General features: G+C 40.5%; 20 protein-coding genes, 1 pseudogene and 1 riboswitch. All 21 genes and pseudogenes read right to left on the bottom strand.

Features of this window, described 5'->3' with window-relative positions; genetic code table 11:
* The 21 genes and pseudogenes from gatA to CH76_RS08485 all read right to left on the bottom strand — a co-directional run bounded on the left by gatA (position 1) and on the right by CH76_RS08485 (position 24,603).
* Positions 1-1,463, bottom strand: a pseudogene (gene gatA / locus CH76_RS08585) (Asp-tRNA(Asn)/Glu-tRNA(Gln) amidotransferase subunit GatA).
* A gap of 24 nt (positions 1,464-1,487) precedes the next feature.
* Positions 1,488-1,778, bottom strand: a complete 291-nt coding sequence (gatC, locus tag CH76_RS08580) for an Asp-tRNA(Asn)/Glu-tRNA(Gln) amidotransferase subunit GatC (RefSeq protein WP_036145107.1) — start codon at positions 1,776-1,778, stop codon at positions 1,488-1,490.
* A gap of 142 nt (positions 1,779-1,920) precedes the next feature.
* On the bottom strand, positions 1,921-3,060 hold the full coding sequence (locus CH76_RS08575) for a CamS family sex pheromone protein (RefSeq protein ID WP_036145106.1): 1,140 nt from the start codon (positions 3,058-3,060) through the stop codon (positions 1,921-1,923).
* Positions 3,061-3,077: 17 nt separating this feature from the next.
* Positions 3,078-5,072, bottom strand: coding sequence for an NAD-dependent DNA ligase LigA (gene ligA / locus CH76_RS08570; protein WP_036145105.1), 1,995 nt, complete (start codon positions 5,070-5,072; stop codon positions 3,078-3,080).
* 12 nt (positions 5,073-5,084) lie between these two features.
* Entirely contained in the window at positions 5,085-7,313 is a 2,229-nt protein-coding gene (gene pcrA / locus CH76_RS08565) for a DNA helicase PcrA (RefSeq protein WP_036145104.1), read from the bottom strand.
* 32 nt (positions 7,314-7,345) lie between these two features.
* Positions 7,346-8,038: a heptaprenylglyceryl phosphate synthase gene (locus CH76_RS08560; RefSeq protein WP_036145103.1), complete on the bottom strand. Its 693-nt coding sequence runs from the start codon at positions 8,036-8,038 to the stop codon at positions 7,346-7,348.
* A gap of 70 nt (positions 8,039-8,108) precedes the next feature.
* Entirely contained in the window at positions 8,109-8,423 is a 315-nt protein-coding gene (locus tag CH76_RS08555) for a YerC/YecD family TrpR-related protein (RefSeq protein WP_036145102.1), read from the bottom strand.
* Between the two features lie 19 nt (positions 8,424-8,442).
* Positions 8,443-9,471 carry a DUF3048 domain-containing protein gene (locus tag CH76_RS08550; RefSeq protein ID WP_036145101.1) on the bottom strand — a complete coding sequence of 343 codons (1,029 nt, stop codon included), beginning with the start codon at positions 9,469-9,471 and terminating at the stop codon, positions 8,443-8,445.
* An 18-nt stretch (positions 9,472-9,489) separates the two neighbouring features.
* Positions 9,490-11,214, bottom strand: a complete 1,725-nt coding sequence (locus CH76_RS08545) for an adenine deaminase C-terminal domain-containing protein (RefSeq protein WP_036145100.1) — start codon at positions 11,212-11,214, stop codon at positions 9,490-9,492.
* A 201-nt stretch (positions 11,215-11,415) separates the two neighbouring features.
* Positions 11,416-12,672 (bottom strand): phosphoribosylamine--glycine ligase, encoded by a 1,257-nt coding sequence (gene purD / locus CH76_RS08540; RefSeq protein ID WP_036145099.1) that lies wholly within the window; start codon positions 12,670-12,672, stop codon positions 11,416-11,418.
* Between the two features lie 82 nt (positions 12,673-12,754).
* Positions 12,755-14,290: a bifunctional phosphoribosylaminoimidazolecarboxamide formyltransferase/IMP cyclohydrolase gene (purH, locus tag CH76_RS08535; protein ID WP_036145098.1), complete on the bottom strand. Its 1,536-nt coding sequence runs from the start codon at positions 14,288-14,290 to the stop codon at positions 12,755-12,757.
* Between the two features lie 20 nt (positions 14,291-14,310).
* The gene (gene purN / locus CH76_RS08530) at positions 14,311-14,874 is read right to left on the bottom strand and encodes a phosphoribosylglycinamide formyltransferase (protein WP_036145097.1); all 564 of its coding nucleotides are present in this window, start codon (positions 14,872-14,874) and stop codon (positions 14,311-14,313) included.
* Positions 14,874-15,929 (bottom strand): phosphoribosylformylglycinamidine cyclo-ligase, encoded by a 1,056-nt coding sequence (gene purM, locus CH76_RS08525; RefSeq protein ID WP_036145096.1) that lies wholly within the window; start codon positions 15,927-15,929, stop codon positions 14,874-14,876. Before purM ends, purN begins: the two co-directional genes overlap by 1 nt.
* Positions 15,930-15,942: 13 nt before the next feature.
* Positions 15,943-17,370 carry an amidophosphoribosyltransferase gene (gene purF, locus CH76_RS08520; RefSeq protein WP_036145095.1) on the bottom strand — a complete coding sequence of 476 codons (1,428 nt, stop codon included), beginning with the start codon at positions 17,368-17,370 and terminating at the stop codon, positions 15,943-15,945.
* On the bottom strand, positions 17,355-19,559 hold the full coding sequence (gene purL, locus CH76_RS08515; RefSeq protein WP_036145094.1) for a phosphoribosylformylglycinamidine synthase subunit PurL: 2,205 nt from the start codon (positions 19,557-19,559) through the stop codon (positions 17,355-17,357). The genes purF and purL overlap by 16 nt, the downstream gene beginning before the upstream one ends.
* On the bottom strand, positions 19,559-20,224 hold the full coding sequence (gene purQ, locus CH76_RS08510) for a phosphoribosylformylglycinamidine synthase subunit PurQ (protein ID WP_036145093.1): 666 nt from the start codon (positions 20,222-20,224) through the stop codon (positions 19,559-19,561). Before purQ ends, purL begins: the two co-directional genes overlap by 1 nt.
* A 4-nt stretch (positions 20,225-20,228) precedes the next feature.
* The gene (gene purS / locus CH76_RS08505; RefSeq protein WP_036145092.1) at positions 20,229-20,468 is read right to left on the bottom strand and encodes a phosphoribosylformylglycinamidine synthase subunit PurS; all 240 of its coding nucleotides are present in this window, start codon (positions 20,466-20,468) and stop codon (positions 20,229-20,231) included.
* Positions 20,469-20,520: 52 nt separating this feature from the next.
* Entirely contained in the window at positions 20,521-21,645 is a 1,125-nt protein-coding gene (gene purK, locus CH76_RS08500) for a 5-(carboxyamino)imidazole ribonucleotide synthase (RefSeq protein WP_036145091.1), read from the bottom strand.
* Positions 21,642-22,130 (bottom strand): 5-(carboxyamino)imidazole ribonucleotide mutase, encoded by a 489-nt coding sequence (gene purE / locus CH76_RS08495; protein ID WP_036145090.1) that lies wholly within the window; start codon positions 22,128-22,130, stop codon positions 21,642-21,644. Before purE ends, purK begins: the two co-directional genes overlap by 4 nt.
* Before the next feature lie 119 nt (positions 22,131-22,249).
* Positions 22,250-22,347, bottom strand: a riboswitch (purine riboswitch).
* A gap of 91 nt (positions 22,348-22,438) precedes the next feature.
* On the bottom strand, positions 22,439-22,618 hold the full coding sequence (locus CH76_RS08490; protein WP_036145089.1) for an NETI motif-containing protein: 180 nt from the start codon (positions 22,616-22,618) through the stop codon (positions 22,439-22,441).
* Positions 22,619-22,623: 5 nt separating this feature from the next.
* Positions 22,624-24,603: an acyltransferase family protein gene (locus tag CH76_RS08485; RefSeq protein ID WP_036145088.1), complete on the bottom strand. Its 1,980-nt coding sequence runs from the start codon at positions 24,601-24,603 to the stop codon at positions 22,624-22,626.
* Positions 24,604-24,824 lie beyond the last annotated feature (221 nt).

The raw sequence follows: 24,824 nt of genomic DNA, 5'->3' as shown, positions 1-24,824 counted from the left end.
TTAGTTTCCCTCCCACATTTGAGGCTTTTGTTTATGGAATGCTGTCGCTTGCTCAAACGCGTGAGCTGTGCGGTAGATAGTTGCCTCGTCAAAATGTTTACCAATGATTTGTAAGCCTAATGGTAGACCAGCTTCAAAGCCACATGGGATTGAAATAGCAGGTACACCAGCTAAGTTCATTGGGATTGTTAAAATATCGTTAGCATACATTGTTAAAGGATCGTTTACGTTTTCGCCAATTTTGAATGCTGGTGTTGGTGTTGTTGGTCCAACAATTACATCAAAGTTTTCGAATACTTTATCGTAGTCTTGTTTAATTAATGTACGCGCTTGTTGTGCTTTTTTGTAGTAAGCATCATAAGAGCCTGCTGATAATGAGTACGTACCAAGCATAATGCGTAGTTTAACTTCATCACCAAAGCCTTCAGCACGAGAACGTGTGTAAAGCTCTAATAAGTTTTTCGCGTTCTCTGCACGGTAGCCATAACGGATACCATCAAAGCGTGAAAGGTTAGAAGACGCTTCTGAAGAAGATAAAATGTAGTAAGCTGCTAATGCATATTTTGAGTGTGGTAATGACACTTCTTCTACTGTAGCACCTAATGATTTTAATACTTCAATTGCTTCTTCTACTGATTTTTTAGCCGCTTCGCCAACACCTTCACCTAAGAACTCTTTAGGTACAGCTACACGTAAGCCTTTAATATCATTTGTTAAAGCCGCTGTGTAGTTAGCTACTTCAACGTTTGCTGATGTAGAGTCTTTAGCGTCAACACCTGCAATTACTTCAAGTAATGCTGCGTTGTCTGCAACATTATTTGTAATTGGACCAATTTGGTCAAGTGATGATGCAAAGGCAACTAAACCTGAGCGTGATACACGACCGTAAGTTGGTTTCATACCAACTACGCCACAATATGCCGCTGGTTGACGGATAGAGCCGCCTGTATCAGAGCCAAGTGCAAATGGTACTTCGCCTGCTGCTACTGCTGCTGCCGAACCACCTGAAGAGCCACCTGGTACATGCTCGCTATTCCATGGGTTTGTTGTTTTTTTGAATGCAGAGTTTTCGTTTGAAGAACCCATTGCAAATTCGTCCATGTTAATTTTACCGATAACTACCATGCCTGCTGCTTTAATTTTATCCATAACAGTTGCGTCATAGATTGGCATAAAGCCTCTAACATTTTAGAGGCACATGTTGTTTCGATACCTTCTGTTACGATATTATCTTTAATACCGATTGGTAAGCCAAATAATGGACCGCGGTCTGCCATTGGCACTTTGTCCATTTCTTCCGCTTGTGTAAGCGCAGCTTCTTTATTTAAAGTTAAAAATGCTTTTACGCTGTCGTCTAATTTCTCGATGCGCGCAAAGGCTTCTTTTGTTAATTCGACAATTGTTAGCTCGCCATTATGTATAGCAGCTTGCAACTCTTGTGCTGAACGTTTGAATAACGTCATGAGCGTGTAGCCTCCCTTTTATAATTAGTCCATGATTGCAGGAACTTTAACTTGTCCATTCTCGTGTTCTTTTACGTTTAATAGCATTTTTTCGCGGTCTAAGCCTTTTTCTGCTACGTCTTTACGCATTACGTTTACAAGTGGTAAAACGTGCGTTGTTGGCTCTACGTTAGTTGTGTCTAATTCGCTAAGTTGTTCTACGTACTCTGTAATTTTACCAAGTTGCTCCGCAAACTTTTCTGCTTCTGCATCTGTAATTGCTAAGCGTGCTAATGTCGCTACGTGCTTAACTTCTTGTGTCGTTAGTTTTGTCATTTTTCACACCTCCGAATTCAATAACCATGCCTTTTATAATACCATTTTTCGATTTAAAAATCAGTTAGTTGCGTAAAAATACAAAAATCTTTCATCTATAGCAAAAGTGTTGCCCAACGGTTTAGTTAGGCAACACTCACTTTTACTCATTATACATATGCACAAATGGTACTTTTTCGTCAGGCTTACGCACAATAAGTGCCTCAGGACCGTCCATCGAGTTAATGGAAATCTCCAGTAAAATATTATTTGGGAAGTGTTTAGCAATTTCACTCGCTACAAATTGTGTAAAGCCAACCGTTTCGGTTTCACCAAAAAATTGAATAGGGATTTCTAGGCTTAGCTTTTTAATCTCTTTATTTTGATAAAAGCCACGACCAATTACACTTGTTGTATTAGAGAAGTATTTATTAACGTCGCGCTTAAAATTATCAAAGCTCGTATTAATTGCTCGATGCTCGTCATTAACATCTGTCGCAGGGAATAATACATACTCCTCCTCAATATCCGTCCACTCACCTAAACCTTTAGCGTCTGCTTTGCCAACACTATAGCTCATATATGCGCCAGGAATAATATCATTATTTGCTTTTTGTTTATACAATCCAATAACGATTGGCACATTTTTTAACTCATCACGCCCACGTAAACGCTTATAAATTTCGTCAGCAATTTTACGTCCTTCTTCACGGAGCTTACTATCATCAATTGGTTGCTCATAATACTCACCGTACTGTTCCTTTTGGTAATAGTACACGCTGTTTAGTGCTAAGCCAATCGAAATACCACCTAATGTTACTTTGTCGTCTTTAGTTTTTGTTAAATAGTTTTGCTCTACAATATGAGCTAAATACATTGGTGCTTGCATAGCACGTTGCTCAGGCGTTAGCCCATCATCAGAAGGGTTAAGCCCCTCCTCTGTTTTATTGCTACGCCCTAACCAGTTTTGCACAGTACCTTTTGCTAAATATTGCCCCTCTTGAATAAAGTAATCACTTGTTGGGTACTCACGTTGCGATAGGCGCATTAAACCTGTCTCTACCTCACGCGTATCATACTTGGTATAAAGGTTTGTTACAACAAGCCCGCGACTTGCGCTCTCCTTAACAGGGATTAGCGTTTTGTAATACTCATCGCTTAACTGAATGCTGGGGATTTTAGTTGTTTCAACCTTTTTTTCAGCACCTTGCACTACCTCCTCATCACCTGGCTTTTGTGGTGATGCGCATGCGGTCATTAACATTGTTGCCGCTACGAGCGGCAAAAAGCGTGTCCATTTCATGCTTTTTTCTCCTTTACTTAAAGTTGCTCAAGCAGCTTTTGCTCTGTCCAAACTTCGATGCCGAGTTGCTCAGCCTTCGTTAATTTAGAGCCCGCATCTTCTCCTGCTACAACGATATCTGTTTTCTTGCTGACACTACCCGTAACTGTGCCACCTAATTCTTCTATTTTCGCCTTTGCTTCGCTTCGTGTCAATTGCGTTAATTTACCTGTTAATACAATTGTTTTATTTGCAAAGATGCCGTCTTGCTCACTCTCTTTAGCAAGTGGTCTTCCTGTATACACCATATTGACGCCAACTGCGCGTAAATGTTCGATAACTTCACGTGCACCCTCGTTCGCAAAATAAGCTACGAGTGACTCTGCCATCTTGTCACCAATCTCAAAAATCGTCACAAGTTGCTCTTCAGTCGCTTGCATTAAGCTATCCATTGTTTCAAAATTTGCGGCTAAAATTTGTGCCGCTTTTTCGCCAATATGACGAATGCCTAAACCTACAAGTAGGCGCTCTAAGGAATTTGTTTTAGAAGCCTCTACAGCGGCAAGTAATTTATCTGCTGATTTTTCACCAAAACGCTCAAGTGCCATAACATCTTCTTTATTTAATTCATATAAATCAGCCACATCATGAATTAAGCCAGCCGTTAATAATTGCTCAACAGCACGCTCGCCTAAGCTATCAATATTCATTGCATTGCGTGAGACAAAATGTTTAATACTCTCTGCAATTTGGGCAAAACATTTTGGATTAACACAGCGCAGCGCTACTTCATCCTCAATACGTACAAGCTCACTCTCACATACTGGACAATTTTTCGGCATCTCATACGGTACGCTATCTGCTGGTCGTTCAGCTACAATAACATCTACCACTTGCGGGATAATATCTCCTGCTTTGCGGATAATTACACGGTCACCAATACGAATGTCTTTTTCTTTAATTAAATCCTCGTTATGCAACGAAGCACGTTGTACAGTTGTCCCCGCTACTTGCACAGGCGCTAAAATAGCAGTTGGTGTGACAACACCTGTACGCCCGACGGTTAAATCAATTGCTAATAGCGTTGTTGTGACTTCTTCAGCAGGAAACTTATACGCAATAGCCCAGCGCGGACTTTTAGCGGTATAACCTAACTCCTCCTGCTGGTCATAGCGATCCACTTTAATAACAATGCCATCAATTTCATAAGCTAGGTCATTGCGTGATGCTGTCCATTGTGTGACAAAAGCAATGACTTCCTCAATCGTTTGGCATTTACGGTACTCAGGGTTAAGCGGTAAACCTTGCTCCCCTAAATATGACAGCATTGCACTATGTGAAGCAATACCGTAGCTTTCTCCGTCGCCACCAATGGCATATATAAAGGTAGAAAGGTGGCGCTTAGCAGCAATTTTGGGATCAAGCTGACGTAGCGAGCCTGCTGCCGCATTACGCGGGTTAGCAAATAGCTCCTCCTCATTCGCTTTACGCTGTGCATTTAAGCGCTCAAACGACACTTTAGGCATATATGCCTCGCCTCTCACCTCAAGCGTTAACTCATCTTTTAAGCGTAGCGGAATCGCATGAATAGTACGTAAGTTTTCGGTAATGAGCTCACCTGTCGTACCATCACCTCGGGTTGCACCTTGCACAAATAGCCCGTCTTTATATTTTAATGAAATAGCTAATCCATCAATTTTCAATTCACATACATAACTTACTGTGCCAACTTGTTCACGAACTTTACGGTCAAACTCACGCAAATCCTGTTCATTAAACGCATTGGATAAGCTAAGCATTGGTGTATCATGCGTGACCTTCGTAAAACGTGATAGCACCTCACCACCGACACGTTGCGTTGGCGAATCAGGAAAAATTAACGACGGATTATCCGCTTCAAGCGCAATTAGCTCTTGCATTAATTGGTCATACACACCATCTGCTACCATAGGTTGGTCAAGCACATAGTACGCATGACCATAAGTTTTTAATAATTTATTTAACTGCACAATGCGTGCTTCAATTTCATTCATTGCATAGCCTCCTTAGGCTTTCGTAATTGGCGCAAATTTTGCGAGTAGACGTTTAATGCCGTCATTTGGAAAGGCAATATCTAGCTCTGTGCTTTCACCTTCACCTTTTACACTCACAACCATACCAACGCCCCATTTTTTATGCGCGGCCTTATCCCCTACACGCCACTCTTCACTTGCAGCACCTGTTGAGGATAGACTGGATTTACGTGTCGTAACACTTGGGCCTGTATAAGTTGCACGGCGTGGTTTACCTGCTGGGCTAAACGGCGGTGGTGCAGCTTGCGATTTCGAGACGCTTTCAATAATATCAGGCGAAATTTCCTGTAAAAAGCGAGACGGTGGATTATAACTCGTGCGCCCAAAAATCGAGCGGGTTTGTGCATGCGTTAAATATAAACGTTGTTCAGCTCGCGTTAGGCCTACATAAGCTAAGCGGCGTTCCTCTTCTAATTCCTCGTCATCATCTAATGTGCGAGAGTGTGGGAAGATATTTTCTTCTAGCCCAATAATAAAGACAACAGGAAACTCTAATCCTTTAGCTGCATGCATTGTCATTAAAATGATTTCGCCCTGACTTTCTTCTTCGTCAAGCTTGTCAATATCTGCAATGAGTGCAAGGTCTGTTAAAAATGCAACTAGCGATTGCTCTTCGCTTTGCTGTTCAAATGCTTGCGTTACCGTTAAAAACTCATTGATATTTTCTAAGCGGCTCTGCGCCTCAATTGATTTATCACCTGTCAACATTTCACGGTAGCCTGTGCGCTTTAATACTTCTTGTACAAGCTCAGTTAAAGGCAACTCATGCTGAAGCTGTGTAAGGTCTTGCATCATATTATAAAAGCCATCAACAGCATTCGAAGCACGTGCAGTTAAGCCCATAAATAATGACTCACCTAAAGCTTGGTAAATCGGCATATCACGCTCAAACGCATAGCCTGCGATTTTATCAAAAGTAGTAGCACCAATCGAACGCTTTGGCTCGTTAATAATACGTGCTAGTGATAGGTCATCCGCATTGTTAGCAATCAAGCGTAAATAGGCAAGTAAATCTTTAATCTCTTTACGCTCATAGAAGCGTGTACCACCAACAATTTGATAGTTGAGGTTAGCCTTTACAAGCACTTCCTCCATTGCGCGTGACTGTGCGTTAGTACGATATAAAATCGCAAAGTCGCCCATTTTATATTGCTCGCGTTTCATTAAACTTTGAATGGTTTGTACAACGTAGCGTGCTTCTTCTTGCTCATTATAAGCACGATACAACACAATACGCTCTCCTTCGGCATTGTCAGTACGCAACGCTTTTGGGTAACGTGATGTATTATTTTCAATTACTTCATTAGCTGCACGTAAAATCGTTTTTGTCGAACGATAATTTTGTTCAAGCATAATGACCTTAGCATTTGGGTAATCCTGTTCAAACGACAAAATGTTTTTAATATCAGCGCCACGCCAGCGGTAAATGGATTGATCCGAGTCGCCCACCACACATAAATTTTTAAATTTAGCCGCAAGCATTGTTACTAATTGATACTGGGTATTATTGGTATCTTGATACTCGTCAACATGTATATAATGAAAACGATTTTGGTAATAGTCGAGTACATCAGGATGTTGTGTAAACAACTCAATGGTTTTCATAATTAAATCATCAAAGTCTAGGGACTCATTGAGTCTTAGGAGCTTTGTATAACCGTCATACACATCTGCTGCTACTAACTCAAATGGGTTATTTTCATTCATGTTAGCACGGAATTTTTTAGCAGAAATGCCCTCATTTTTAGCTGAGCTAATTACATTTAATAAACTGCGTGGCTCATAACGCTTCGCATCTAAATTAAGTTGTTTTAATACATTTTTAATCGCTGTAAGCTGGTCACTTGTATCCAAAATAGTAAAGCTTTTCACAAAGCCTAGCTCGTCAATATCACGGCGTAAAATACGCACACACATCGAGTGAAACGTAGATACCCACATACTTTGGCTTGTACCTTCACCTAAAATACCATCAATACGTTCGCGCATTTCGCGTGCTGCCTTATTGGTAAATGTAATCGCCAAAATTTTAGAAGGATACACTTGCTTCTCTACCATTAAATAAGCGATACGGTGAGTTAGCACACGCGTTTTACCTGATCCTGCACCAGCCATAATTAATAATGGACCTTCTGTTGTCATTACGGCTTCCTTTTGTTCGGGGTTCATCCCTGCTACTAAGTTGGCTGAAATATGCTCCATCTTTATCATCCTCTCTCGAATGTTTGTTCTTATTATAACGTATTTTTAATTTTCACGGTTGAGAGGGCTGCTCGTAAATCATCATAAATAATATTGCCAACCACAATCGTATCAGATACTGCTTTCATCTCCTGTGCTTGTGCAAGTGATGTAATACCACCACCATAAAATAAACGAGTATCTGTTAGTACGCCCTTAGCTGCGCGCACCTTGTCCACGTCGCCATACATGCCGCTATACTCCATATAAAAAATAGGTAATTTAAAAAACTGCTCAGCCATACGAGCATAAGCACGCACATCCTCTACATCTAGGTCTGTGTTAGCTTTCGTAAGCTGCGCTACTTTGCAATTAGGGTTTAGTACACAATAACCTTCTGCAATTAATTCTTCCCAAACTAAAATATCGCCGTATTCTTTAAGCGCTTGCTGGTGCATACCTGTAATCCATTTTGCATCTGTACTATTTAATACCACAGGAATGCCATACGAATCATAACCAGGTGTTACAGACTCAAGCGTCGATGCCTCTAACATAACAGGCACTGCAAAACGACGCACACGCACTAAAATATCAAGCACATTATCTAACGTAACGCCATCTGAGCCACCTACCATAATTGCGTCTGTACCTGATTCACATAGTAATGCTAAATCCTCATCCGAAATTTCCTTCGCTGGGTCTAATTTAAAAACATGTTGCCATGCATTATAGTCAAATTCCATTATGTTACCACCTTTATAATTAGTTACAAAAAAAATAGAAACGTTGAGGTTATTCAACGTTTCCATTATATCATTTTGCTTGGAACGGCTTCTCTTCGGGATAAAGGCGTCCTAGCATTTTATCATACGTATCATTACCATAATCAAAGCAACGTCGTACACGTGAAATTGTTGCTGTTGAAGCACCTGTTTCTTTTTTAATTGTTTCATATGTTTTTTTCAAGCGTAATAAATGTGCAACCTCAAAGCGCTGTGCTAAAGATTGAATTTCGCTAATCGTGCATAGATCATCAAAAAATTCGTAGCACTCTTCCATATTTTTAAGTTCTAGTACTGCCTTAAATAATTGGTCTGTTTGATGCCCTCTAATTTTTTCGATTTGCATAGTTTGTTCCTCCAATAAATTAATAGTTCGTTACAGCTGTTGCAAGCCCCGGTGTTGTCGAAACAAAATTAATCCATGTCTTCCCTGGTACGAGCTTTACATAAGAGCCATCTTGCTCTACCGCTACTGGAATACCGTTACGTAGCTTCCAGCGTACGTCACGCACCATCCCTTGCTGGTACACTCGTGCATTTCCGCCTGTGTGTAAATCTATTGCCTGACGCCCCTCACTATCAATGGTCGTGTGTTGCATTTCATAAACTAAAACATTAGCTAGCTCAACCGCTTCACCATCTAATAAATCTGTTGTGTTATAGCCGTTAGATGAACGAATATAGCTACCGCGTGTCTCGTCATAGCTATAGCTACTATTAAATGGTATGCCCCCACCAAAATTAATTGAAACATTCATAGCTGGTGTGCCCTCGAGTGCCTTTTCTTTTGGCTTATAAAACTCATGATACGTACGCCCGTCATAGGTTAAATCAGCGCCATTTATTGCCGCTGCCTTTTTAATATTGTCTTCCGTAATATAGGAGTTATGCGGGGCTACACGGTCGTAGGAGCGGTGAAATAATGTACCATCATGGTCCATACCATTCACATTGTCCACTACATTATCGCGTAACATTTGCTTGGCCTCTGGGCTAAATCCGTGCGCTATATAAAATGCGTTATACCCTTTTGCAAGGTCTACAAAATAAGCACGTGCGCTACGTACAGGCCCTACCTGCTTTGGCATTTCACTTTCAAATAGCGCAAGCAGACGTGTAGTATTACCCTCTGCTACCATTTCATAAATGATGTCTGCTGCATTTAAGCCAGACTGCGGGCGCGCATCAGGGTGATTATTAACCGTTACAATAATTGGGCGCAGTGTAGGCTTCTCCTCTACTGCCTCTCCCGAAAATGGTGCATAAGTTGATGCTGCTGTTGTTTCGACTTTCTTAATAGGTGGCGGGATACGATTTTTTTCTTCTTGACTACCGCAACCTGCTAATAGCGCAATACTTAACCCCAGCACTGCGGCTAATGTTCTTTTCTTCACGTAATTAACGCTCCTTCATTAACGCATTACTGCTGGCAGTAATACTTTGTCCTTCATTACATCATAAATCCCCTTAGGTGTAATGCGTACATAAGGTAAATGCGTAGACATTAAAAATAATAATGTGTAAATCGCATCGCCTTTTTCGTAGCCGCGTGTTGCTAATGCTTCACGCAATTTCTTTTCTCGTTCAATAATAACCTCAACCTTGTCACTTGAAAAGCTACCATTGACTTGTAATGGTAATGACGCAATAACATCGCCATCCTCTACAACAACAAGACCGCCTTTCATCGCCTTCATTTCATTAAAGGCATGCAACATGTCCTGCGCATTTTTACCAATAACAATAATGTCGCCTGTATTAGAGTAGGATGAGGCAAAGCCTTTAACAGCTGTTGCAAACCCCTTAATGACGGTATTTACACGCCATTTCCCTTTGCGATCAATTAATAAAAGATAGCTTTCATCATGTGTTGTTGCAAGCGCGCCGTCTGTTGCGAGTGTGACACTATATGGCTTCGTAATCACATCATTCACCATCATAATGCCAACAGGTGTCGAAAATTGAAAATCATCCATTGTCAGTGAAAAGTCAAGCGCATACTCACCAAACTCAGGATACGTAATACCACCGTCATAACAAGTTTCGCCGTCACGCTTCAGCCATTGCCCCTTTGAGAGTACGCTCACGGGTGTTGGGGTAAATTCGTCTTGCAAAATATTTAATGTGGCAAAGCGTCCTGTCGCAATTATGCCATGTAAGTTTGTCATATCGTAGTAGCGCGCAATATTGTAGGAGGCCATATGATAGGCATCAATTGGTGCAACTCCCGCATCAAGCACAATTTGAATACATTTATCCATAATACCTTGCTCATAAAAACCTGGCGTTGAGCCATCTGTTGTCATCATCAAATGATCAAAGACTTGTAGCTGCTTTGCTACGATACCCTCTACTAATTGTGGTAAATCTGGTCGAATAGACGAGTAACGCAATGTAACCCCGTAGCCTTGATGCAAACGATTTTCGACTTCTTCTGCCGTCATTGCCTCATGGTCACCGTCTGCGCCCATTAATTTTAAACGAGCTAGTGTCCGCGGTGAGCTACCAGGTAAATGCGCCTCGACTTTTTTATGCATACGCTTAGCTAACTGCAAGCGTGACAACATATGATCATCACCACGAATTAAACGTGTCCAGCCTGTTAGCTCACCACCAAGTAGTACATCATCACGTGATAACCAATCAATGATACGCGTACTCGAAAAAATTTCTTCTTCATTTGGCATTTCCGTTTGTGAATCAAAACGCGCCCACCAATAAAAACTGTACGGCATTTTATTTAAGCGATCTAAAATCGCAAAGGATTGTTCATTTTTTAAGCTCAGAAAAAAATTCAAGTTATCTGAAAGAAACGTCGTCGTACCACTCTGTCCTGCAAAGCGTGCAAAATTATCAGGTCCATATAATTGAAATGGATGAACATGTGGCTCAATATAGCCAGGCACAATCGTCTTGCCTGCACAGTCTACAAGCTCTACTTGCTCGCAGTCATTTGGCATCTTATCCCCAACATAAATAATACGGTCATGATAAATCCATATATTTGCAGTTAGCCACGTTTTAAAAATGCTGTGCAAATAACGAGCATTTGTTAAGACGAGCGTTGGCGCAACCTTACCATCTACTACTGCCACATGCTGTCTAATTTCATCAATTTTCCATAAAGGTGCTACCATTTACGTCTTCCTCCTCACAACCTCACAATGTTTTACTATGCTACTACAACATAATCGTTCTAGTTAATCGTATCATAGCGCTTTCATAATGCAAAGTGTTAAAGTTTTTAAAATTCTCAGTATTGTACTACTATATTTTATACATAAGCGAGCTTTTTTGCACACAAAAAAACGAGAGTGCATTTTACACTCTCGCATTATTTATTGAAATGTACGCCAGCCAATATCTTTACGGAAGAAGAACTTATCCCATTCATATTGTGCAATGCCTGCGTATACTTTTTGCTGTGCTTCTTGCAATGTTGCAGCCTTAGCGCCGACTAAAATAACACGTCCACCGTTTCCAACAAATGTTTCGCCTTCAAGCTTTGTGCCTGCATGGTAAACAGCAAGTGTTGATGATAGTTGAGTTAAGTCTGGTAATGAATTACCTTTTTGTAAATCACCAGGGTAGCCCTCCGCGGCAATCACAACACCTAGCATCGCTTCATCCGACCACGTTAGCTCAAAAGGTTGTTCCTTCATAAGCGCCATCATAAATGCACCAAAATCAGATGTCATGCGTGGTAGTACTACTTGTGTTTCAGGGTCACCAAAACGCGCATTAAACTCAATTACTTTTGGGCCACTGTTCGTTAAAATTAAGCCGGCATATAAAATCCCTGTAAACGAAGCACCTTCTGCCTCCATTGCTTTAACCGTTGGCACTACTACCGAACGATATGCTTCATCCACAATTGCTTGTGAAATTTGAGGTACGGGTGAATAAGCGCCCATCCCACCTGTATTCGGCCCTTTGTCACCGTCATACGCACGCTTATGATCTTGCGCGATAACCATAGGATAAATTTGTCCCTTATGCACAAAGGACATAAACGAAAATTCTTCGCCATCTAAAAACTCTTCAACAACAACGCGTGAAGATGAATCACCAAAACGTTGGTTACCAATCATATCCTCAACCGCTTCAATTGCCTCTTGCTCTGTCATAGCTACAATAACACCCTTACCTGCAGCTAAACCATCCGCCTTAATAACAATTGGTGCACCCTGTTCTTTGATATAAGTGACAGCCGAAGCTGCATCTGTAAAAGTTGCGTGTGCTGCTGTTGGGATACCATATTTATTCATAATATCCTTAGCATAAGATTTACTACCTTCAATTTGTGCGGCTACTTTTGTTGGTCCAAAAATAACAAGGTCACGCGCAGTAAAATAATCAACAATACCTTCAGCCAATGGTTGCTCTGGCCCTACAAATGTTAAATCAATGGCGTTGTCCTTAGCAAAGTCCGCAAGCGCCTCAAAATCCGTTGCACCAATCGCAACAAGCTTTGCATCTTGCTTCATACCGTCATTACCTGGTGCTACAAAAACACTTTCTACTGAGGGCGACTGTGCAAATTGCTTAGCAATCGCATGCTCGCGTCCTCCACTACCAATAACAAGAACCTTCATTGATAAGCCTCCTCTATGTTAAAAAATGCGCGATGCATAATACACCGCGCTACTATACTATTTGTTTAAACGTGCTCCCCTATTAGTGCTTAAAGTGACGAACGCCTGTAAATACCATTGCGATATTATACTTGTTTGCCATATCAATTGACTCTTGGTCTTTAATTGAGCCACCTGGTTGGATAATTGCTGTAATACCTGCTTTTGCTGCTGCCTCCACTGTATCGCCCATTGGGAAGAAAGCATCTGATGCTAATGCGGCACCTTGTGCTTTTTCGCCTGCTTGTTCGAAAGCAATTTTTGCTGCACCAACGCGGTTCATTTGACCAGCGCCAACACCTAGTGTCATTTGTGCGTCTGTTACTACAATCGCATTTGATTTAACATGCTTTACAACAGCCCAGCCTAATTTTAATGCTTCCCACTCAGCCTCTGTTGGTTCGCGGTCTGTTGCTACCTTAATACTTGCATCCGCAAAACCAAAACGGTCTGGCTCTTGTACTAATAAGCCACCCTCAACAGATACTACATTAAATGGATCTTGCTTTGCTTGCTCAAACGGGATTGTTAGTAAACGAATATTTTTCTTTTTCGTTAAAATGTCGAGTGCCTCTTGTGAAAATGCAGGGGCAATAATAATTTCTAAGAAAATTTCGCTAAGTTTTGCTGCTGTTGCACCATCTACCTCTTGGTTAAGCGCAATAATACCACCAAAAATAGAAGTTGGATCAGCCGCATATGCCTTATCAAATGCTGCCTCAATCGTTGTGCCTGTACCAACACCGCAAGGATTCATATGCTTTACAGCTACTGCTGCTGGCATTTCAAATTCCTTAACGATTTGCAGTGCTGCGTTACCATCTTGAATATTGTTATATGATAATTCCTTACCATGCAGTTGTGTTGCAGATGCTAATGAGAAATCTGAACCTAAATGCTTTTGATAGAACGCTGCTTGTTGGTGTGGGTTTTCGCCGTAGCGTAAATTTTGTTTTAACTCATACGTTACAGTTAAATTTTCTGGGTACATTTCGCCCGTTGCTTGCGTTAAATAATTTGAAATATACGAGTCATACGCTGCAGTATGACGGAATACTTTTGCTGCGAGCTTACGTCGTGTTTCTAAAGTTGTGGCACCTTCTGCTTGTAGCTCTTCAAGTACTGTAGCATAGTCATTATGGTCAACAACTACGGTTACGTATTGATGGTTTTTTGCAGATGCACGTAACATAGCAGGTCCACCAATGTCGATGTTTTCGATTGCATCGTCCATTGTTACGTTTGGTTTTGAAATTGTTTCAACAAATGGGTATAAGTTCACACAAACAACCTGAATTGGCTCAATACCATGTTCATTCATTTGTGCAACGTGCTCCGCGTCATCATGCTTCGCTAATAGACCACCATGAATCATTGGATTTAATGTTTTCACACGTCCACCTAAAATTTCAGGGAAATTTGTTACTTGATCAACTGCTGTAACTGTTACACCATTGTCGCTTAATAATTTATGTGTGCCCCCTGTTGATAATACCTCAAAACCTTGCTCTACTAATGCTTTAGCAAAGTCTACAACGCCTTCTTTGTTTGATACACTAATTAACGCACGTTTCGTCACGTCGCATTTCCTCCTCATACTTACTTTAAAATTTGGTTTAACGCCTCAGTATATAATGCGTGCTCTACTTGATGGATAGCTTGTGCTGTTGCTTCTACATCACCTTCAGTTACTAGTACGGCACGTTGTGCAATAATAGGTCCTGTATCCATGCCTTCGTCAACATAATGCACAGTAACACCCGTTACCTTGACACCATGTGCTACAGCCTGCTCAATGGCATCCTTGCCTGGAAAGGATGGCAATAAGGATGGGTGAATATTAACAATGCGGTTTGGATAAGCGTGCAGTAACACATCACTTACTAAGCGCATATAGCCCGCTAACACAAGCCATTCCACGCCTCTTTGTTGCAATGCTTCTACTACGGCTTGCTCGTACATCGCCTTTGTAGCAAATGTTTTAGGCGAGAAGGTCAGTGCCTCAACGCCTGCTTTATTTGCACGCTCTACTACAAATGCCTGTGGCTGATCCGTAACCATTACTACAAGTTCAGCTTGCAAATCCCCTGCTTGTATCGCATCATACAATGCCTGAAAATTACTGCCGCTACCTGAAGCGAACACTGCAATCTTTGGTGCCATTACACTAAACTCCCGTCATGCTCGCCATTGAAGATTACGCCTTCGCCCTTCACAACACGTCCGATTGTATACGCTTTTTCTCCGTGCTTCTCTGCAATTTCAATAATTTTGTCAGCTTCTTCTGATTTAACAGCAATTACAAAGCCAATCCCCATATTAAAGACATTGTATAAATCTTTGTCAGCGAGTTGTCCCTTTTCTTTTAAAAATTCAAAGATAGGTAGCACAGGCCATGTACCAAGGTCAACTTCTGCAGCTAAACCTTCTGGCATCATACGTGGTAAGTTTTCATAAAAGCCACCGCCTGTTACGTGTGCCATACCGTCAATATCTGTTTCTTTTAGCATTTCCATTACAGGTTTTGCATAAAGTTTTGTTGGTGTTAATAAAGCTTCACCAATTTTACCTAGTGTTTCATAACCTTCTACTACAGCATCAATAGCGTAGCCGTTGTCTTCAAACACAATCTTACGTACAAGTGAGTAGCCATTTGAATGCACACCGCTTGATGCGATACCTACTAATACATCGCCCTCAGCAATTTTTTCGCCTGTTACGATATTTGCTTTCTCACAAGCACCTACCGCAAAGCCAGCAAGGTCATACTCATCTTCATCATAAAGACCTGGCATCTCAGCTGTTTCGCCACCGATTAAAGCAGCTCCTGATTGTACACAACCATCCGCTACACCTTTAACAATTTGCTCGATTTTTGCAGGCTCAGCTTTACCAAGTGCTACATAATCTAAAAAGTATAATGGCTCTGCACCTTGAGCTACGATATCGTTTACACACATCGCTACGCAGTCAACACCAATTGTGTCATGCTTATCTACCATAAATGCCAATTTTAATTTTGTACCTACACCGTCAGTACCTGAAATCAGTACTGGCTCTTTTAAGTTAAGTTCAGATAAATCGAACATACCTCCAAAGCCACCAAACGTACCCATAATACCTTTTCGTGCTGTGCGCTCCACGTGTGACTTCATACGCTTCACCGCTTCATAACCCGCTTCAATATTAACGCCTGCTTGCTCATATGCTTTTGACATGCAGATTTCCTCCTTAACGTAACAGTTCTTTTTCGTGTGGTAAAATCGTATCTGGGAAAATTTCCGTTGGATAGTTTTTAGTGAAACACGCCATGCATAAGCCGCCGTTTTCATCTTCATACTCTCGTCCAATAGAGTCTACTGTCCCATCTACTGATAAAAAGGTTAATGAATCCGCACCAATTTTTTCACGGATTTGTTCTACTGTATTATTAGACGCAATCAATTCTTCATGCGTTGATGTATCAATTCCATAATAGCAAGGATCTGTCATTGGTGGTGAGCTAATTACTACATGCACCTCTGTAGCACCTGCTTCTTTTAACATCGTAACAATGCGTCGTGAAGTTGTACCACGAACGATTGAGTCATCTACCATAATTACTCGTTTACCCTTTACTACTTGAATAACTGGCGACAACTTCATTTTAACACCGCGTTCACGTAGCTCCTGTGTTGGTTGAATGAATGTACGTCCAACGTAGCGATTTTTAATTAAACCAAGCTCGTACGGGATACCGCTCTCCTCAGCAAAACCAATAGCTGCTGAAATACTAGAGTCAGGTACACCTGTCACTACATCTGCCTCAATATGTGCACACTCTCGTGCAAGGCGCTTGCCCATACGTTTACGTGCCATATGCACATTAATACCATCAATGTTTGAGTCTGGTCGCGCTAAATAGACGTACTCCATCGTGCACATTGCACGTTTTGTAACGTCTGCAAACTGCTCAGATTTAAGACCTGCGTCTGTAATAATTAACAACTCACCTGGCTCAATATCTCGTACAAACTCTGCACCAATTAAATCAAAGGCACATGTTTCAGAAGCTACAACATAAGCATCGCCTAGTTTGCCAAGTGCTAATGGACGTAAACCATGCGGATCACGTGCAACTAGCATCTCATCCTTTGTCATAACTAATAATGAATAAGCGCCTTTTAATAAACCTAAAGCATTTTTCACTTTAGCTCTAAAGGGTGAGTGTGAGCTCTTTTTAATTAGGTGTGCCAATACCTCTGCGTCTGAAGATGTATGAAAAATACTTCCTTGACGCTCTAAGTATTGTTTTAAATGCGAGGCATTCACAATATTGCCGTTATGTGCAATTGATAAGCTACCTGTAGATGAGTGGAATAATAAAGGTTGCACCCCTTCAATTCCTGATGCACCGCCATCTGTTGAATAGCGCGCATGTGCAATAGCACGGTCTCCTTCTACTGAACGTAATTTCTCTTCATTAAACACATCATTAACGAGTCCTTCACCTTTTACCGCGCGTAGGCGCTGGCCGTCAGATACAACAATACCAGCACCCTCCTGTCCGCGGTGTTGAAGCGCATGTAAGCCATAATAGCTTAAGTGAGCGGCATTTGGGTTTCCCCAAATACCGAACACACCACACTCTTCATTTAGGCCTCTTATTTCAGCAAGCATGCGATAGCCCCTTTCCAAGCGTCACGGAACTCAGCCGTCGTACCTTCTACAAGTACGCCATCCTCTCCGTTAATCGTAATCGTGTTGTCTGTTACAACGCCGACTTGTTTAGCATCTGTTACGATTGCTTCAAATGCTTGTGTATTTTCTTTCGCTACAGTTAATACAAAGCGAGATTGTGTTTCACTAAATAATGCCGTAACTGCTTCACCTGTAAGTGTTACGTCTAAGCCTAATTCATTACCAAATACTGCTTCACATAATGCTACAGCTAAGCCACCTTCTGATACGTCAGAAGCTGATTGTACTAAGCCTTTACGGATTGCAGCTAGCACGTCTTGTTGACGTTTTGCTTCTACAGCTAAATCTAATGCTGGTGCTTTACCTGCAATTTTTCCTTCTAACATTTGTTGAAGCTCACTACCACCAAACTCAGCTTGTGCTTCACCCACTACATACACTACGTCACCTGCTCGTTTTGCATCAGATGTTACAACATGATTTAAGTCTTGGATTAAACCAACCATGCCTAATGTCGGTGTTGGGTAAATAGGTTTGCCATTCACTTCGTTTGATAGCGATACGTTACCACTAATAATTGGTGCATTTAGTGCTACACATGCTTCAGAAATACCGTCTGCTGATTTTTCTAACTGCCAAAATACTTCAGGTTTATCAGGACTACCAAAGTTTAAGCAGTCTGTAACAGCGATTGGCTCTGCGCCAGAACAAATTAAATTACGAGCCGCTTCTGCTACTGCAATTTTACCGCCTGTTTCTGGATCAAGGTATACATAACGAGAGTTACAATCTGATGTCATAGCTAAGCCTTTGTTTGTACCTGCTACACGAATGACACCTGCTGATGAGCCTGGTGCGACTACTGTATTAGCACGCGCCTGCGTATCAAATTGATTATAAATCCATTCCTTAGAAGCAATAGTAGGGCGTTTAAGTAACGCAACTAATGTTTCTTTATAATCTGTTACTTGTGGTGCTTTATTTTCCATCGCTTGGAACTCAGCAAAGTAGGCTGGCTCTTGTGAAGGCTTGTTATACACAGGGTTATCTTCTGCTAACGCATCTACAGATACCTCTGCTACTACCTCACCTTTGTGTAGTAAGCGTAATAATTTATCATCTGTTACATGCCCTACTGCACACGCTTCAATACCATATTTATCAAAAATTGCGATGATTTCGTCTTCACTACCTTTTTGCACAACGATTAACATACGTTCTTGTGATTCAGATAACATCATTTCGTAAGGCGTCATACCTTCCTCACGTTGTGGGATTAAATCTAAGTTCATTTCAACACCAAAGCCTGCTTTAGCAGCCATTTCAGCTGATGATGAAGTTAAACCTGCTGCACCCATATCTTGAATACCAATTAATGCATCGTGGTGTACTAGCTCTAGACAAGCTTCCATTAGGAGCTTCTCTAAGTAAGGATCACCCGCCTGCATTACAGGTAGCTCATTATTTTCCTCTACTGCTACTTCTGAAGAAGACATCGTAGCACCATTAATACCATCACGACCTGTTTTAGCACCTGCGTATAATACTGTATTACCTACGCCTGAAGCTAATCCTTTTTGCATGTCTTCGTGGTTAAGTAACCCTACTGCCATTGCATTAACTAATGGACGCTTTGAGTAGCATTGGTCAAACTGAACTTCCCCAGCAATCGTTGGTACACCAATAATGTTACCGTAGCTTGCCATACCTGCTACTGCTTCTTTTAATAGGAAGCGGTCACGCGGCTCTGTTAAATCACCCAGACGTAATGAGTTAACTAATGCAACAGGACGTGCACCCATCGAAAACACATCACGTAATACACCACCTGCACCTGTTGCTGCACCAATAAATGGCTCAATAGCAGAAGGTGAGTTATGTGACTCCATTTTAAATACTGCCGCTTGGTTATCACCAATATCTACAATACCTGCACCCTCACCAGGGCCTTGTAGTACACGCTCGCCCTTTGTAGGGAAGCGACGTAGTACAGGTGTAGAGCTTTTATATGAGCAATGCTCAGACCACATAGCAGAGAATAAGCCGATTTCTGTATAGTTTGGAAGACGTCCGTGCATTTGCACAGCTAAATCGTATTCCTCTTCTGTCATACCTAACTGTAGATATAGTTTTTCGTCTTTTACTTGTTGCGCTGTAGGTTCAAGCATTATTGTTCACTCCAATTTTTTAAAGTAGATTCAAAGAATGGTAGACCATCAATACCACCGATAATTTCTTCCACTGCACGTTCAGGTAATGGCATTACACCTAATACATTACCCGCTTCATTTACTACACCAGCAATCCCTGCTGTACTGTTAAATGACTCACCTGTATATGTGAAGACAACTTGATTATTGTCTTGTAATTGTTTTGCTGTTACTTCATCCACATGATATGAACCAAATTGCTGTGCATACGGCAATGCAATCACAGCGTCTTGCTCATAAGCTGAAGTGAATTTCGTACGATTATTTACACGCACAGTCGCTTTACCTGTTTCGAATTTTAATGAAGGATTCATTAAAAATGCACCTGGTAATAAGCCAAGCTCTACTAATACATGGAAACCACTACCTACACCAATGACTGGTTTACCTGTAGCTGCAAAAGCTACTACTTGCTTTGCTAACTCTGTGCTTTTTGCTAGTGCACCTGGACGTAAGTAATCACCAAATGTTGCGCCAGTTGGAATAATGATACCATCGTAATCACTAATCACTGCATCCTTATGCCAAACGATTTCTGACGTGCCGCCAACTACTGTTGTTACAGCATGTTGCATATCGACTTCACAACTTGTCCCTGGAAATGTTAAAATTGCGAATTTCATTGTATTACTCCCCCTCGATTTCAAAGCGGTAGTCTTCAATAACCTTGTTGATTAATAGCTCATCACACATTTTAGTAACGTCTGCTTCAACTGTATTGCTTTCTACTTCTAGCTCGATTAGCTTACCGATACGAACATTTTTAACTGCGTCATGGCCCATTGCTTGAAGTGCCTCTTTCGCCGCTGTTCCTTGTGGGTCTACAACACTTTCACGAAGTGTTACATATACATTTACTTTCGTCATTTTAATTTCCTCCTAAGAAATTGGATATAGTGTAACTGCTAGTTAGCAGGTGTTACTTTGACCAAATACCTGATGCATCGATTTCATTTAGCGTGGCATTAATATCGTCAGTCATAATTGTGACATGACCCATTTTACGATTTTCCTTTGCCTCTGCTTTTCCATAAAAGTGAACCGACCAATGAGCATACTTTGCAATATCATTGGTTAAAGGCATCACATGTTGCCCTAAAACATTTACCATAATAGATGGGGCCCATAACTTTGGCTGACGTAATGGCCAGCCGCAAATTGCACGGATGTGCTGGTGAAACTGTGATACGTTACATGCTTCAATCGAGTAATGCCCCGAGTTATGTGGGCGCGGCGCTAATTCGTTAATTAAAATTTCACCGTCTTCGAGCACAAACATTTCTACTGCAAGTGTGCCCACTAAATCTACAGCATTAGCAATTTGGATTGCTGCTTGCTCCGCTTTTTGTGCTGTGCTTGACTCAATACGCGCTGGCACAATTGTTTCATGTAAAATATGATTCACATGAATATTTTCACCAATTGGTAAACAGTATGTTTCACCATCACGATTGCGTTGTACAATTACAGAAATCTCTTTCGTAAATGTAACAAATGCTTCAGCAACACAAGCTGAGTGTTCAAATAATGTTTTAGCTTGCGGTAAGTCTGACTCACTTAGTAATGTTTGCTGACCTTTACCGTCATAACCACCTCGTGCTGTCTTTACTACGCATGGGTAACCAATGGTAGCAATTTGAGTAACAAGCTCTTCATATGTTTGAGCAACAATATAAGGTGAAACTTTTACACCTGCTCCTACTAATGTAGCTTTTTCTATAATACGGTCTTGCGTAATACGCACAAGCTCTGCTCCCTGCGGAACATTAGCAATTTGGCTAAGACGCTTTAAACCTTCATAATCTATATTTTCAAATTCAAATGTAATAACATCACTTACTTCAGCTAATTCTTCTAAAGCCGACTCATCATCATAATTTGCTACGATACGAATATCAGCTACTTGACCACATGGTGAATCCATTGTTGGCTCAAGTACTGCAATCTTAAAGCCGCTTTCTTTTGCTGCGAGTGCCATCATCCGACCTAATTGTCCGCCGCCAATAATCCCAATTGTTTGACCTGGATAAATTACCTTTGTCACACTAAGTCACCTGAGCTTTCTATTACTTGTGCTTTTGTTCGTTCACGTCGTTGTTCTAAATTGGCTGCTATCATTTCATCAGTTGTCGCAAGGATTTGTGCTGCTAACAACCCTGCATTTGTTGCGCCTGCTTTACCAATAGCAACAGTTGCTACAGGTACACCACCTGGCATCTGCACAATAGATAGTAATGAATCTAAACCATTTAAAGCACGTGATTGTACAGGTACACCAATTACTGGAAGTGTCGTTTTAGCTGCTACCATCCCTGGTAAATGCGCTGCACCACCTGCACCAGCAATAATGACATGAATACCGCGTCCTCTTGCTGCTGTTGCATACTCAAACATTAAATCTGGCGTTCTATGCGCAGATACTACTTGCTTTTCATAAGCTACACCTAGTTCATCTAATACATCACACGCGTGCTTCATTGTTTCCCAATCACTTGTACTACCCATAATGACACCGATTTTCGGATTCATGAATAATTCGCTCCTTTGAACAATTCCTTTTCGTTACAAAAAAAATCCCCAAACAACAGTTTTCATCTACATGAGAAAACAGTTGCTTGAGGATTAAACACTAGCGTGTTCGTTTCAACTCAAAGACTGATTTTCCTCATAGTCTAGCATTAAGGTGCTAGGTAGATACTCCGAAGCCAATCCTTCAGATTATATGGGGCGTAACCTTTACCCTCATATTTTATCAACTATAAGAAACATCGTCAATGAATTAAACGAACATTTTATTTTAAACTTCAATAATCGTTCGTATTTTTAACACAAAATCTTTATTCTTCTATTGGAAGCGCTTTAAATTCGATTTTTTGGCGCAATAGCTGTGGTTCTCCCTCTACTAGATGAAATAGTGGTTCTTCTCTTCTTCCCATTGCCATATAGCCATCCGCTGCCATTCTCGCTAAGCATTCGTCAATTGTTTCGTCTTCTTTTACTTCATACCAAATCGCCATATCTTTTACTCCTTACTTTTTTTTAGTGCTTGTTCTAACGGATTTTTCAACGCAGGTGCTAATGTTTTCGCATAGGTTGCTGTTAAATGATTATTGTCACGATAAACAACCACATTACCAATAACAGCTGGACATGTTGTATCGTCACAAAAGTAATCCGTTAAATCTGCAAAAATCACATTACTAGGGATGCCTTCTGTTACTTCCCATGGTTTTTTTGCTGCAACCCCATCTTCTCTAGAAATAGCACAATCTGCAGGATTTTCTGTTTTGGCTAAACACTGTGCAATATTTTCTGCCATACGTGGATTATCACGAATTGCAAATATTGTCGTAATACCATCTAACTTCTTCCACTGATTAATATATCCTTGTGGTACATCAGGTCGTTTATTTAATGTTGCTGTAGTAAACACTAAATCAGGTGGTGATGCCTGCAATTCTTTAATTACATTTTCATTCCACTCTAAGCAAGTTTCCGTTAATTGCTTTTGTTTATCTTGATCAGTAAACCTACACCCATCATGATTGTAGGAGTCAATACGAAAATCCAACTCTTCAGCTAAAATCTCTAAAGCTGGGAACCAATGAACAGAATGTGAGCCACCTACCATAGCTACTACATATTTAGGGTTTTCTTGCTTACCAAATGAACATTTTTTCACTTCTGTGCTGTCTTTACCTAAGCATTCTTTATATTGATAAAATGTAGGGAAATCTTTTACAAGATCAATTTCTGAAGGCATATACTCCTCAACTTGCTTAGGCTCTATTCCATAAAATTTTGCAATAGCTCCTGGATAATCTTCCATATTCTCTGTAATTTGCAATGACTTTGCTTGTGTAGCTTCGACTTTTTTATTAATACCAAAGCCAATGATTAACGTGACAGCTAAAGAGATTGTTAAAATTGCTACTACTTTATTTTTATGCTCTTTAATAGAGAGTGGACGTACACTTGCCTCTACCACTCTAGTAGAAAACAACGACAACCCTAACGTTATAAAAAGTAGTATAATACCTTCAAATAATGTTAAACGAACTGTATCTGCATAGTGTTGATAAAATACAAGCAGAGGCCAATGCCATAAATAAATACCATAAGTTAACCCACCTAAATACATCAATGGCTTTAATGTTAAAAATCGCTGCACGCCATATTTTGGGCTATTATCTGTTGCAATAATAATTAGCAGTACACCACTGATTGGTACTAATGCTAAATAGCCTGGAAATACCGTAGATACAGGTAGTACTATACCAGTTAAACAAATGATTAATAATCCTACCCAACCTAGCACTGTATTTATATTTTTATTCCACTTTAAATAAGGTAATAATAAAGCTAGCATACCACCTATACTGAATTCCCATACTCGAGCAAAAGTATCAAAATATGCCCATGGTTGATTTATATTTGTTTTATAAATCGAATACGTTAATGATGTTATAAAGAGCAATACTAGGATTAGTAAAAATGTTTTTCTTACAGGTGTTTTACATATTTTTTTCGCCGCAAAATAACTTACCATAATTAATAGTGGCCATACTATGTAAAATTGACCTTGTATACCTAAGGACCAATAATGCTGAAATGGACTAGTATCATTACCTTGTGATAAATAGTCTACTGCATCAAAAGCCAAGCGCCAGTTTTCATAATAGAAAATCGAAGCTAGCATATGAGGTGTGAGGTTCTGCCACATATGACTTGGTAAAATAACCAACGAAAAGAGCAGTATTACTGATACTACTAATAACGCCTGTGGGAATAACCGCTTGGCTAAACCTAATAAAAAATCAAATACTTTAATTGTGCCATCTCTTTCTATTCTAGCTAGTAATGATGTAGTAATTAGGAATCCTGATAGCACAAAAAATACATCAATACCTCCCGATACACGTCCAAACCAAATATGATAGACAGCTACTAGCAAAGTTGCTATCGTACGTAAACCTTCAATTTCAGGACGATACCTTTTCATTGGTGTTTGTAAATCGCCACTAGTAATTTTTAGTCACTCCTCGTATATTATTATTAACTAGTTTTTCACTAATCTTTGTACCTTTGAGATACAATGTATTTAATCAGATAGAGGTTGTCGTCTCACTCCTTGAAGCTATATCTTCGTTGAAAAGACTGACACCTTTTCAGTCAAACCTTTATAAGTATAACATTTTTTAACATCACAAAAAAAGAGTAACT

It is taken from the genome of Lysinibacillus sp. BF-4, from assembly GCF_000743635.1.
Lineage (GTDB): Bacteria > Bacillota > Bacilli > Bacillales_A > Planococcaceae > Metalysinibacillus > Metalysinibacillus saudimassiliensis.
This window is presented reverse-complemented; position numbering and strand designations above follow the sequence as displayed.